This window comes from Streptomyces sp. DG1A-41 (assembly GCF_037055355.1).
Taxonomy (GTDB): Bacteria; Actinomycetota; Actinomycetes; order Streptomycetales; family Streptomycetaceae; genus Streptomyces.
The window spans coordinates 308598-321575 of sequence record NZ_CP146350.1 but is presented as its reverse complement, the minus strand read 5'-3'; the positions used below and the strand labels follow the sequence as shown (position 1 = coordinate 321575).

At 72.2% G+C, this 12978-nt stretch carries 9 protein-coding genes and 1 pseudogene; 5 read left to right on the top strand and 5 right to left on the bottom strand.

Annotation, left to right across the window (positions count from 1 at the left end):
• Positions 1-35 precede the first annotated feature (35 nt).
• Both V8690_RS01615 and V8690_RS01610 read left to right on the top strand, forming a co-directional pair.
• Positions 36-635 carry an ABATE domain-containing protein gene (locus tag V8690_RS01615; RefSeq protein WP_338775503.1) on the top strand — a complete coding sequence of 200 codons (600 nt, stop codon included), beginning with the start codon at positions 36-38 and terminating at the stop codon, positions 633-635.
• Positions 636-695: 60 nt separating this feature from the next.
• Complete coding sequence (locus V8690_RS01610; RefSeq protein WP_193506544.1) at positions 696-1193, top strand: hypothetical protein; 498 nt, start codon at positions 696-698, stop codon at positions 1191-1193.
• Positions 1194-1265: 72 nt separating this feature from the next.
• Here the strand turns inward: V8690_RS01610 and V8690_RS01605 are convergent, their stop codons facing one another.
• Positions 1266-2405 carry an aminoglycoside phosphotransferase family protein gene (locus V8690_RS01605; RefSeq protein WP_338775502.1) on the bottom strand — a complete coding sequence of 380 codons (1140 nt, stop codon included), beginning with the start codon at positions 2403-2405 and terminating at the stop codon, positions 1266-1268.
• Positions 2406-2639: 234 nt separating this feature from the next.
• On the opposite strand from V8690_RS01605, the gene V8690_RS01600 reads away from it, so the two are divergent.
• Complete coding sequence (locus V8690_RS01600; RefSeq protein ID WP_338775501.1) at positions 2640-4133, top strand: hypothetical protein; 1494 nt, start codon at positions 2640-2642, stop codon at positions 4131-4133.
• Positions 4134-4138: 5 nt separating this feature from the next.
• On the opposite strand, the gene V8690_RS01595 is transcribed toward V8690_RS01600, so the two are convergent.
• Together V8690_RS01595 and V8690_RS01590 are read right to left on the bottom strand one after the other, a co-directional pair.
• Positions 4139-5545: a SpoIIE family protein phosphatase gene (locus V8690_RS01595; protein WP_338775500.1), complete on the bottom strand. Its 1407-nt coding sequence runs from the start codon at positions 5543-5545 to the stop codon at positions 4139-4141.
• A 271-nt stretch (positions 5546-5816) separates the two neighbouring features.
• Positions 5817-6911 (bottom strand): chemotaxis protein, encoded by a 1095-nt coding sequence (locus V8690_RS01590; protein ID WP_338775499.1) that lies wholly within the window; start codon positions 6909-6911, stop codon positions 5817-5819.
• A 284-nt stretch (positions 6912-7195) separates the two neighbouring features.
• Here V8690_RS01590 and asnB point away from each other — a divergent pair.
• A pseudogene (gene asnB, locus V8690_RS01585) lies at positions 7196-9036 on the top strand (asparagine synthase (glutamine-hydrolyzing)).
• A 24-nt stretch (positions 9037-9060) separates the two neighbouring features.
• On the opposite strand, the gene V8690_RS01580 reads toward asnB, so the two are convergent.
• Positions 9061-10632 (bottom strand): alpha/beta hydrolase, encoded by a 1572-nt coding sequence (locus tag V8690_RS01580; protein ID WP_338775498.1) that lies wholly within the window; start codon positions 10630-10632, stop codon positions 9061-9063.
• A 274-nt stretch (positions 10633-10906) separates the two neighbouring features.
• Here V8690_RS01580 and V8690_RS01575 point away from each other — a divergent pair, with 274 nt between their 5' ends.
• On the top strand, positions 10907-11572 hold the full coding sequence (locus V8690_RS01575; RefSeq protein WP_338775496.1) for a chaplin: 666 nt from the start codon (positions 10907-10909) through the stop codon (positions 11570-11572).
• Between the two features lie 665 nt (positions 11573-12237).
• Here the strand turns inward: V8690_RS01575 and V8690_RS01570 are convergent.
• A complete protein-coding gene (locus V8690_RS01570; RefSeq protein WP_338775495.1) occupies positions 12238-12972 on the bottom strand; it encodes a class I SAM-dependent methyltransferase in 735 nt (244 codons plus the stop codon).
• Positions 12973-12978: the final 6 nt, after the last annotated feature.

Sequence of the window (12978 nt, the reverse complement as noted above, 5' to 3'; positions counted from 1 at the left end):
CTGTAATGGATACCGGCAGGCCTATCATTAGGCTCATGCGGGAACCGATCAGCAGGGACACCCGGCTCGCCCTGGACCTGGCTCTCACCATCCGGCACGACGGCAGCGGCGGCGTCGCCGACGACCTCACCTACCCGGCAGGCCTGACCGCCTGGGTCCGGGCACACCCCGAGATCCTGCCGGACGCCGGCCGATTCACCGCCGACACCGCGCAGCTCGCCGCCGTCCGGGACCTGCGGGCCGCCGTCCGCGCGCTCTTCGCCCGCGCCGTGCGCCCCGGCGAGCCCAGCCCCGCCGACGCGGCCCGCCTGCTGCCCGGACCCGAGGCCGTACGGCGCCTCAACGAGGCCGCCGCCCGCACTCCCACCGTGCCCGCCCTGGACTGGCCCGAGGATGCCGGACCCGAGGTCCTCCGGCACCCCGTACGCGGCGGCGACGACCTGACGTCCGCCCTCGCACACGCGGTGATCGCGTTCCTCACGAGCCCCGACCGCGACCGGCTGCGGGCCTGCCATGCGCCCCGCTGCGTGCGGTACTTCCTCAAGGACCACCCGCGCCAGGAGTGGTGCACACCATCCTGCGGCAACCGCGCCCGCGTGGCCCGCCACCACCAACGGCACCGGACGACGGCGTAGGGGGTGTCCGGGTCGCCGCCCTCCCGACACTTCGCAGGCCGGGCCACGTACCATGGCGGCATGTCGTTCCTCCGCCGCCGCAGCGCCACGCCCGCCGGGCCCGACTTCGACGTACTGGCCATGGACCCGGGCGACTGGCCCGGCAACCTCGGTGCGGGGCTGCTGCCCGCGCCCGACGGCACCTGCCAGGGCGTCTTCCTGCGTTACGACCTGTTCGGCGGCCGCGGTCCCGCGATGATCATCGGCAACCTGCCGGAGGGCTCCCCGGCCCGTGAGGTCCCCGAGGGGCAGGTCCCCTTCGAGGTGGCCCAGCTGCTGCTGGCGCTGGAGAACGACGAGGAGGTCACCGTCGTCGGCACCGAGGACGTGCCGGTGATGCAGGGCGACAACCTCCTGATCGTGCGCCGCGTCAAGCTCTCCGAGAGCCGCATCTCCTGCGTGCAGTTCGACCGCAGCGACAACGTCCTGGTGACCATCGCCGCCTGGGACCGTCCCATCACGGACGACCTGTACGCCCTGCTCAAACCGCTGCCCGCGGAGCTGTTCCAGCAGGGCTGAACCCACCGGCAGCCCGCACACGAAAGGGCCGCTGCGCGCCTGACCAGGCACACAGCGGCCCCTTCGTCCCCGTCAGCGAGTGCCGACCGCCGCGCGCACGGCCCGCCGGGCCATCTGGCAGTCGTCGTGCAGCCGCCGCAGCAGCAGCCGCTGCTCCTCGCCGGACGGCGCAGCACCAGGGTGGGCCGTACCCGGTGCCGCCGGGGTCGCGTCGTGCATCGAACGCTGCACGGCCGTCTCGTACGTACGGATCTCCCGCGTCAGCACGAGCATCAGGTTCACCAGGAAGGCATCCCTGGACGCCGGGCCCGCCGACTGGGCGATCTGGCTGATCTGCCGACGTGCGACCGGTGCGTCCCCGAGCACCGACCACAGCGTCGCCAGGTCGTACCCCGGCAGATACCAGCCCGCGTGCTCCCAGTCCACCAGCACTGGACCGGCCGGTGACAGGAGGATGTTCGACAAGAGTGCGTCGCCGTGGCAGAACTGGCCCATGCCCTGCCGCCCGGCCGCCTGCGCGATGCCGTGCAGCAGCTTCTGGAGATCACCCAGATCCCGGTCGGTGAGCAGGCCCAGTTCGTGGTACCGAGCGATCCGGGCCGCGTAGTCCAGCGGGGCGTCGAACGTGCCCGCCGGCGGCCGCCAGGCGTTCAGCCGGCAGATCGCGCCGAGTGCCGCCCTGATGTCCGCCCGCGGCGGCGCCTCGGCCGGGTGCCGCTGGAGCGCCGCCACCCGTCCCGGCATCCGCTCGATCACCAGTGTGCAGTTGTCCGGGTCCGCCGCGATCAGTCTCGGCACCCGCACGGGTGGGCGGTGCCGGACGAACGAGCGGTACGCCGCTATCTCGTGGCGGATCCGCTCGGACCAGGCGGGGGAGTGGTCCAGTAAACACTTGGCGACGGCCGAGCTGCGACCGGTGGTGCCGACCAGAAGCACGGACCGCCCGTTGCGGCGCAGAACCTGCACCGGGGCGAACTCCGGGCAGATGCGGTGCACCGACGCGATCGCCGTGCGCAGCTGCGCGCCCTGGGGGCCGGACAAGTCGAGTCTCCCGCTGAGCGGTTGGGTGCCGAGTACCGCGCCGCGCCGCGCCCTGCCCGCACCGAGCACGGGGGCCGCCGGCCGCGCGGGGGCGAGGTAGGGGCCGCTGTCCGTGGGACGGGGGTGCAGCGACCGGGGCGGTGCGGACACGGAGGACGATGCTGCGTACATGGGCGAGACAGATCCCTTCGTGTGCCTGCGACGACAGCGCACCACCCGGCCCGGGCTCCCGGGAGCACCCTGGGGAATGTCCCTGCGGCGACCGGGTCGGGGTGGCGCGTTCCTACCTGACACCCGATGACCAGTGGCACACCATCTGGCGCACCCTGGCGAACCCTGGCGAATAGTCGCCCGGCAAGTCTGGCCGGGCTACTGTCAACTCAGCCGAGAACCTGGGGGCTTGACGTGAGCGGACAACCCAACACCCGGCTCGCGGACCTGTTCGGCCTGGCCGGCTGGTCCAAGGGCGAACTCGCGAGGCTGGTCAACCGGCAGGCGGCGGCCATGGGCCATCCCCAGCTGGCGACCGACACCTCCCGGGTGCGGCGTTGGATCGACATGGGAGAGATCCCGCGCGATCCGGTACCGCGGGTGCTGGCGGCTCTGTTCACCGAGCGTCTCGGCCGTGTCGTGACCATCGAGGACCTCGGTCTGGTCCGGCACGGGCGTGCGGGGAAACGGCAGGGCGGCGGGAGTGCGGAGTCTCCCGACGGAGTGCCGTGGGCGCCCGAGCGGACCGCCGCGGTCCTCACCGAATTCACGGGAATGGACCTCATGCTCAACCGACGCGGCTTGGTGGGCGCGGGCGCCGCGCTCGCCGCGGGATCCGCACTCAGCAGCGCCATGTACGACTGGCTGCACACCGACCCTGCCCTGGCTGCCGACGCTCCCGACCTCGATCATCCCCTGCACGCCGACCCCGCTGGGTTCGACCGCTACGAGGCCGCCCCCATCGGGTCGCAGGAGATCGAGGAACTGGAGCGCTCGGTCGAGGTGTTCCGCGCCTGGGACGCGGCCCGCGGCGGCGGGCTCCAGCGCAAGGCCGTGGTGGGCCAGCTCAACGAAGTGGGCGGCATGCTCGCCTACCGACACCCACCCCATCTCCAGCGGCGCCTGTGGGGCGTCGCCGCCAACCTGGCCGTCCTCGCGGGCTGGATGTCGCACGACGTCGGCCTGGAGCCCACGGCTCAGAAGTACTTCGTCATCGCCGCGCACGCGGCGAGAGAGGGCGGCGACCGGCCCCGGGCCGGCGAGGCGCTCTCCCGGGCGGCCCGCCAGATGGTGCACCTGGGCCGGCCGGACGACGCCCTGGACCTGATGAAGCTGGCCCAGTCCGGCTCCGGCGAGGAGGTGCTGCCGCGCACCAAGGCCATGCTGTGCACCGTCGAGGCCTGGGCGCAGGCGTCCATGGGCAAGGGCCAGGCGATGCGTCGCACCCTGGGGCAGGCGGAGGACCTCTTCGTCTCCGACAAGGGCGACGTCCCGGCGCCGAGCTGGATGCAGCTGTTCGACGAGGCCGACTTGTACGGCATGCAGGCCCTGTCCTACCGCACGCTGGCGGAGTTCGAGCCCGACGCGGCCGTGCACGCGCAGTACTACGCGGAGAGGGCCCTCGCCCTGCGGATCGACGGGCGGCAGCGGTCGAAGATCTTCGACTATCTGTCCATGGCCTCGGCGTGCTTCATCGCGGACGACCCCGAACAGGCGGACCGGTACGCGCGACTGGCCCTGGTGTCGATGGGCTCCAACTCCTCCCACCGCACCTGGGACCGGCTGCGTCAGATGTACCGGCTCACCGCCCAGTACTCCGGTTACCCGAAGATCCAGGAGCTGCGGGAGGAGATCAAGTTCGCCCTGCCGAAGACGAAGGGCAGGGGCGGCACCAACGCACAGGCCTGAGTTTCCTATGCCGTGACCTTGGCGACGAGCACGCAGGCGTTGTCCGCGCGCTCGCTCTCGCCGAACTCCTGGACCACCGTGCGCACGCAGTCCTGTGCGGTGGAGGCTCCGGCCAGCCGCGGCGCCAGGTCGAGGAGGAGGTTCGCGGCCGCCGTTCCGGTGTGCCCGGGTACCAGCCCGTCGGTGTGCAGGAGCAGCAGATCGCCCACCTCGAGGGTCTCTTCGGCCTGCCCGTAGACGGCGCCCGAGGTGGCGCCGAGCAGGACGCCGTCCGGTGCGCCCAGTGCACGCCCCGTCCCGTCGCGGAACAGCAGCGGGGCGGGGTGTCCGGCCTGCGCCCACACCAGGGTGCGGGTCCCGGGGCGGTAGCGGCAGCAGACGGCGCTGCCGAGGGCGGGTTGCACGGTGGCGTCGAGTAACTGGTTCAGCCAGGCCATCAACGGGCCGGGCGGGGCTCCGGCCATCGCCATGCCGCGTACGGCACCGAGCAGCATCGTCATGTTCGACGCGACGCCGACGCCGTGCCCGGTGAGGTCGCCGACGCTGAGGAGGGTCTCGCCGTCGGTCAGTTCGAGCGCGTCGTACCAGTCGCCGCTGATCGGCGTGTCCGTGGACGCCGGCAGACGCCGGGCCGCGAGGTCGAGGGTCCTGGGGCCCCGGTGCGGGAGCCGCAGGGAGCCGCGCCACGGTGGCAGCACGGCCTCCTGCAACTCGACCGCGAGCCGGTGCTCGGTCTGCGCGTCCTGCCGCAGGTCGGTGAGCGAGCCACGGGTCTCGCTCACCACCCGCTGGCTGCGGCGCAGTTCGCTGACGTCCCGCAGCACGGCCCACATCGAGGCGGTGCTTCCGTCGGAGTCGAGCACCGGTTCGCCCATCATGTGCACGGTCCGTACGTCGCCGTCCCGGCGTGCGATGCGGAACTCGCCGTCGATGGGCCGGGCGTCGACGAGGCAGTTCGTGACCATCGCCGTCAGTTTCGGCCGGTCCTCGTCGAGCACCAGGGACGGCAGCTCGTCGAGGGTGAGCGGGGGAGCGGCGGGGTCGCGGCCCATGATCTGGTAGAGCTCCCCGGACCAACTGGCCTCGTCCGTCAGCAGGTTCCACTCGGCGCTGCCGACCCGGCTGAGCAGCGAGCCGGTTGCGGGCGCGGTGGGTTCCGGGGCCGCCGTGGGCAGGGGTCCGTCCCGCAGCTGGGCCAAGTGCTCGTCGAGGTCGTTGAGCTGGTGCAGGGCCAGGTCGTACAGAGCGCGCTGCCAGCGTCCCCGGGGGTGGTCCGATCCGTCCTCCTCGACGTCGCGCCGCACGGCGTCCACGTCGCCCTTGAGCCGCCGCGTCTGCGATATCAGCGCGTCGACCGAGCCGCGTCCGGGCGGCTGGGCGGGTGGGCGGTCCGCGGAGAGGTGGGACGGCATGACGCACTCCGATGCGGGGACGGTTCGACCAAGGCGGACGGAGGGACCGTTACGACTGTTGCACAGCCCGCGACGCCCTGTAAGGGATTTGGCAACACACGATACGGTGGTGCTTCTGGCATATGCCACAGTCTCACGGAGTTACTCCGAGGTAGGTGCGGAGCAGGCTCTCCGGAGGATCAAGTCGTAGATTACACAAGGGGTTTGACGGTCCGTCGGGATGGCGGTGCAAGGTTGCCGCGCGTGTTCGACGACCCTGTGTTCGGGGGTTTCAGTACCGCAGGACGCCGGCGATGCCGTCCACCTCGCCGAGTGTGCCGTCCGGTACGAAGCGGACGTCGGCTCCGGTGTCCAGGCACTGCTCGACGATCTCGTCCACGATGTCCTCGCGGGATTCGAGATCGCCGCTCTCGGCGAGGATCAGATGGTCCCCGACGTCACTGACCGTCACGCGGTAGTTCTCCTCGACGGCCAGCAGCCGGACGCGGCCGTCCCGGGCGCTCTGCCAGAGCTCGTCGACACCGGCGGCGAACTCCCGTCGTCCGCGGGCCGTTTCGAGGGCGCGGGTCACGGCGTCCGTGTTCCGGCGGGCCTCCGTCTCGATCACCGGCCGTATGGCCTGCCACACGGACTCGGGCGTCCCGTGCGCGAGGCCGCCGTGCGGGACGTGCACCGCCCCCTTGGCGGCGCTGCCGACCTCGTCCAGCAGGGCGAGGGCGGCCGGCGGGCCGGTGACGTACAGCGGGCGCGGGTGCTCGCGCAGGACGGTGCTCATCGCGGTGTCGGCCGCGCGCAGGAACTGGCGGGTGCGCTCCTCCCGGAGGGCGCTCGGCGGGTCGCCGACCCGCTGCTGCCGTTCCGGGTCGAAGTTCTCCACGCGGAGGGTCAGCGGGAAGCCGTCGGCGCGTTGCTCGACGACGCGGTCGACGCCGCCGTTCCACAGGGTGGCACGGTCGGCGGAGAGCGACAGCACCCAGAACGGCCGCTTTGCCGTCTGGGCGGAGACGAGGCTGCGGGTGAGGAAGGTGTCCGAGAGCACCACGCGTTCGGGCACGGACCGGGCGAGCGACCACACCTGGTGCTCGCCGGAGGCGGCGAAGATCACCAGGCCGTCCTCGGCGTGCGTCAGATCGACCTCGGACAGGGCCTGGTCGAGGTGCCGGGCGACCTCGGCCCGTCGCTCGCGGCTGACCGCCGGATCGGCCTCCAGCTGCCGCTTGGCCTCGGCCACCGCGTTGCGCAGCCGGACCTGGTCCTGGGTGTTGTAGGGATCGCGCCGGTGGGTCGGCGTCAGCACGGAGACCGCGGGGTAGGGGCGCGGGCGCCGCAGCTCGGCAAGGGTCGCGGGACTCGGAACGTGCTCCATGACAGAACGATAGAGCGGATTCGCCATCAGGGCATTCGGGGCAATCGGTGCCTCGCTGCAGGGGTGTCGCGGTCGGGGAGTTGGGGAAGTTTTTGCCGCCGGCCGATTTCCGCCGGGGTTCCCCGTCGCGCGGCGGATCCGGGGATATCGCGTGTGCAAAGTACGGCTGGATCTGAGGGGTGACCGGGGCTGCGCGCTCCGTCGGCGAGTTGACCTGATGGGTGCTGCCGTAACACGCTCGAAATATAGATGGCTGATACAACTGATGTTCGGGAGGAACGCGTATGTGCGGCGTCACCGGCTGGGTCTCCTTCGACCGCGACCTGAGTGCCGAGACAGCGACCCTGGACGCGATGACCGAGACGATGGCCTGCCGCGGCCCGGACGACCGGGGCGTCTGGGCCGAGGGGCCCGCCGGCCTCGGACACCGCAGGCTCGCGATCATCGACCTGCCCGGCGGCCGCCAGCCCATGACCGCCGCCACCCCGCACGGCACCGTCGCCCTCGTCTACTCCGGCGAGGCCTACAACTTCACCGAACTGCGCGGCGAGCTCAGCGCCCGCGGCCACCGCTTCGCCACCGACTCCGACACCGAGGTCGTCCTGCGCGGCTACCTCGAATGGGGCGACGCCGTCGTCGAGCGCCTGAACGGCATGTACGCCTTCGCCGTCTGGGACGGCCGCACCGACCGCCTCGTGCTGATCCGTGACCGCATGGGCATCAAGCCCCTCTACTACCACCCCACTCCCGACGGCGTCCTGTTCGGCTCAGAGCCGAAGGCGATCCTCGCCAACCCGCTGGCCCGCCGACGCGTCGGCCTCGACGGCCTGCGCGAGCTGTTCACCATGGTCAAGACCCTGGACACGCCGTGTGGGAGGGCATGCGTGAGGTCGAGCCCGGCACCGTCGTCACCGTCGACCGCACGGGCGTACGCCGCCGCGTCTACTGGGAGCTGCGGACGCTGCCCCACACCGACGACCGCGACACCACGATCGCCACCGTCCGCTCGCTCCTCGACGACATCGTGCGCCGCCAGCTCGTCGCCGACGTACCCCGCTGCACCCTGCTCTCGGGCGGCCTCGACTCCTCCGCCATGACGGCGCTCGCCGCCCGGCAGCTCGCCGCACACGGCGAGCAGGTCCGCAGCTTCGCCGTCGACTTCGCCGGTCAGGCCGACCACTTCGTCGCCGACGACCTGCGCGCCACCCCCGACACTCCCTTCGTGCACGACGTGGCCCGGGACGCCGGCACCGATCACCAGGACATCGTGCTGGACGTGGACGCCCTCGCCGATCCCGGCGTACGGGAGAAGGTGATCAGGGCCCGCGACCTGCCAGGCCGGTCTCGGTGACATGGACGCCTCGCTCTACCTGCTCTTCCGGGCCATCCGCGAACGGTCCACGGTGGCCCTGTCCGGCGAGTCCGCCGACGAGGTCTTCGGCGGATACCGGCAGTTCTTCGACGAGGAGGCCCGCCAGGCCGACACCTTCCCCTGGCTGGTGCGCCTCGGCCGGCACTTCGGCGACGACGCGGGCATCCTGCGCCCGGAGCTGGTCAAGGCCCTCGATCTGGAGTCGTACGTCGCCGACAGTCACCGCTCCGCCGTCGCCGGTGTCCGCGCCTCGACGGCGAGAGCGACTTCGAGTTCCGGATGCGGCGGATCAGCCATCTCCACCTGACCCGCTTCGTACGGATCCTGCTCGACCGCAAGGACCGCGCCAGCATGGCCGTCGGCCTGGAGGTCCGGGTGCCGTTCTGCGACCACCGGCTCGTCGAGTACGTCTACAACGCCCCCTGGGCGCTGAAGTCCTTCGACGGGCGGGAGAAGAGCCTGCTCAGGGAGGCGACCGCGGATCTGATCCCCCGGTCCGTGTACGACAGGGTCAAGAGCCCCTACCCGTCCACGCAGGACCCGAAGTACGCGGTGGCCCTCCGGAACCAGGCGAAGGACCTCCTGGCGCGGTCGGACCATCCGGTCTTCGACCTCGTCGACCCCGAACTGCTCCGGCAGGCCGCACACCGCGACACGCGCGTGAGCAGCCAGGCCGCACGACGGGGCCTGGAGCGGACCCTCGACCTGGCGACGTGGCTGGACCTCTACGCACCCGAGGTCTCACTCGGCTGACCGAGGGCCCGTGGCCGCACCGGCTCACTCGGTGTCGTGGTCGGAGCCGCAGGAACTGCCGTCCGGCGGCAGAGTGCCGTACAGCAGGAACGCGTCGACCTTGCGGTGCACGCACTTGGAGGAGCCGTAGCCGGTGTGGCCCTCGCCCCGGTTGTCGAGCACCACGGCCGACGACCCGAGCCGTTCGGCCGTCTCCACTGTCCAGCGGTACGGCGTGGCCGGGTCGCCCCGGGTGCCGACGAGCAGCATCCTCGGGGTGTCGAGGTCCTTGACCTCGTCACGGATGAAGTCGGTGCCCTTGGGGCGGCCGTAGCACATCAGCACCTGGGTGAGCCGGTACCGGCCGAAGACCGGCGACGCCCGCTCGTACCGGGCGCGCAGCCGGCCGAGGTCCCTGCGCACCTGCTCGGCGGCGGGGCGGTCGGGATCGTCCGCGCAGTTGACCGCCATCAGTGCCGCCGGCAGGTTGTCCAGGGGCACGTCCTCCGGGTCGACGAGCCCGCCGTGGGCCGCCCGCCACGGTGGATGGGCGACACCCCCGGACGCGAAGGCCTCCAGGCGGCTGGTGTCGCCGTCCTCGAGCAGGTGCGCGACGGCCCGCTGGAGCGAGGGCCACAGCTCCCTGCTGTACAGCCCCTGAGCGAGGGCGCCCGCGAAGTCCTGGCCGGAGAACGCCTCGCCGAAGTCGGTGGGCACCGGGTCCTCGTCGAGCGACTCGACCACCTGGACGACGTGCTCCCTGGCCTCCCGCGGATTCTGCCCGAACGGGCAGGCGATGTCCTCCGTGCACCAGGCGAGGAAGTTCTCCAGCGCGGTCTGCTGTCCCCGTGCGGTCACCACACCCTGCTCGGACAGCGGCTCGGTGAGCGTGTCGACGCCGTCCAGCACCATCCTGCCGACCTTGTCGGGGAACTGGGCCGCGTACACCGCGCCGAGCCGGCTGCCGTAGGAGAAGCCCAGGTAGTTGAGCTTGCCGTCGCCGAGCGCGTCGCGCATGACATCCAGGTCGCGGGCGGCGTTCACCGTGCCGATGTGGGCCAGGACGGGCCCCGAGTGCTCGGTGCACTCGGCCGCGGCGTCGCGCAGCTTTGCGAGCACGGCCTGCGGATCGGCCACGGCGGCGTCGCCGTCCGTCGCTTCCAGTGAATCGTCCGGGGCGCTGCCGCAGCTGACCGGTGAGGAGCGGCCGACGCCCCGGGGGTCGAAGCCGACCACGTCGTAGCCGTTCGTCAGGCCCATGAAGTCCTTGCCGGCCATGGCGAGTTGGCCCACGCCCTGACCTCCCGGGCCGCCGAAGTTCAGCAGCACTGAGCCCCGGGACTTGCCCGTGGCCCGGTAGCGGGCCAGGGCCAGATCGAGGGTCCCCTTCCCGGGGTCGGCGTAGTCGAGGGGGACGGTGATCTTGCCGCACTGGAGGTCCTTCGGCACGTCCTCGCCCTCGCACGCCGACCACTTGACCTTCTGCTCGTAGAAGCGCGCCAGGCCGGGCGCCGGGTCGTCAGCGGTCGGCAGCCCCGCACCCAGCAGGGCCAGCCCGGCCGCACAGGGGACCGCGCAGCGCCTCAGCGAGGGGCGCGTGGACAGCTTGGCCAGCATCGATGCCTCCAGGGGGCGCCCCACAGCGGACAGGGGACCGGCGCCCTCGCTCACCATAAGCAGGCACCGGAAGCCGCGCCTCCGGACGGGCGGGCGGGGACGCGGTGCCTTATCCTGCGCGGCCGCGTCGCGCATACGAAGGTCTTTACCGCTAGTTCGACAACCGGGCCGCTCGATGGAGTGAAAGGCCGATAAGCCATAACTCGGATCGGCCGTCCGCGTTTTATCTCGTGCGGGTGAGTGCCCGCGACGATGTCTGGAAGGCAGGGAACCTATGAAACGGGTTACCCGAAACGGTGTGATCGTCGTCGCCGCCGCCTCTGGCGCGATGGCCCTGACCGTCCCCGCGTACGCCGGTTCCGGGGCGGACGGCTCGGCGGCCGGTTCGCCCGGGGTGGTCTCCGGCAACACCGTCCAGCTGCCGGTGCACGTCCCGGTGAACGTGTGCGGGAACACCGTGAACGTGGTGGGGCTCCTCAATCCCGCCGCGGGCAACAGCTGCGCGAACAAGGACGACGGGCGGGCCGGCAAGCCCGGCAAACCCGGCGGCGCTGTCGCGGAAGGCAGCGGAAAGGATTCACCCGGCGTGGTCTCCGGTAACGGCGTGCAGCTGCCCGTCGACCTGCCGGTCAATGTCACCGGCAACACCGTGAACGTGGTCGGCGTCGGCAACCCGTCGACCGACGACGAGTCCTCGAACACCCCGGGCGACCGTCCGGTCCGCCCCCACCACCCACCCGAGCCGGCGGCGCCGAAGCCGCCCACCCCGCCTCGGCCTCAGCCCGCCCCCGAACCGGCCCCGCACGCGGGCCCCCGCGCCACCGGCGCCCTGGCTCACACAGGCACCGACCACACCCTCCAGGCCGTCGCGGCGAGCGCGGCACTGGTGGCCGGGGGAATCGTCCTGCGTCGGCGGTTCCGCCCGGGGGCGGAGGGCTGAGGAGGCGGCTTGCGGCGTTCCGCTCAGCGGCTTCCGGAGCCGGCTCGCCGTGTTCGCCGGCTCGTCAGGGGAGGGCGACCGCGGCCGGGGGTACACCGACGGCCCTGCGGGCCAGGGCTCGGACGGCCTGCCGGCGGGGTTCCGGAGGGCCCCGCCGCCGAGGTCCTGCCGCCCGGTGCCGACGGACGGAGCCCTCGCGGCCTCACCGCCGGATTCCACGGCGACCGTGCTGCGATTGGTGCGGCGGAGCCCGTGTGTCCCACCGGGCGGCCACCACGTGACACCGCGGTCGTGCCCGAAGCCGCGCCGTCCCCCGTGCCCGCGCCGGACGTCGCCTCTGGTCGGGCTGCGGTCGGTCGGGGCAGCGCCCCGGTGCTGTAGGGGGTGTCCGCAAAGTCCCGCCTGCCCCGCGACGCCCGGCACTCCCCCAAGCTCTTCGAGCAGGGGGAGGACTTCGCGGACACTCCTAGGGATGCCGCATCGCAGGGGACATCGGCGGCGCTCCGGTTCGCCCTTGGGCAGCAGCCCGTGGGCGGCGGCGCTTCGGTTCGCTCAGCGCACGGCCGCGGTCGACGGCGAAGCCCCGCCCCCTCGTCCCGCAGCCGCAGCCGCACCAGACCCCGGTCGGTCGCCGGTGACCGTCGGCGACGGCCGGATCAGCGCCCTCAGACCGCCTCCGCCACCCCCGTCAGCAGCACCATCCCGGAATCGCCGTAGTCCGGCAGGGTCGGGTCCGCGTCGATGTGGGTGACGTCCAGGTCGCGGGTCAGGGGGGTGAAGACCTCGGTCACGGTCGCCGGGCTGACCGGACAGCCGGGCCAGCGGGAGGCCGGGCCGATGCGGTACGTCGGCATGTTCTCCATGAACGCGGCGACCAGGTGGCCGCCCGGCTCGACACTGCGGACGAAGGTGCGGCAGAAGTCGGCGAACTCGGCGAAGTCCTCCGTCGCGCCCTCGGCGACGAAGTGCATGGAGGCGAGTTCGTACGAGCCGGGTGGCAGGGTCCGGACGTCGGCGTGGACGACGTTCACATGCGCCAGCGCCCCGGCCAGGGTCGCCGGCACGTCCGGGTTGAGCCGCCGGCACAGCGCGTGGAAGGGGAGCCAGCTCGCGTCGAGACGGTGACAGATCTGGTCCTGGAGGTAGGCGACGTTGCTCGCGCCCGCCTCCACTGCGTCGATCCTGCGGCTCGCGCCGGACGCGAGGATCAGCGGATAGAGGTTGGGACCCGCCCCGAACTCCACCGAGCGGGCGATGGCGCCGCGCGGGAAGCGGCGGTAGAAGGCGCTGTGGTGCGCGACGACCGCCGCGTCCGAGGGATGCACCTCGCGGTAGTTCTCCCGGAGGTAGTCGGCGACCGGCCAGCGGTCCCAGTCCACGTCGTCGTTGTGCGTCGTCATGGCCGT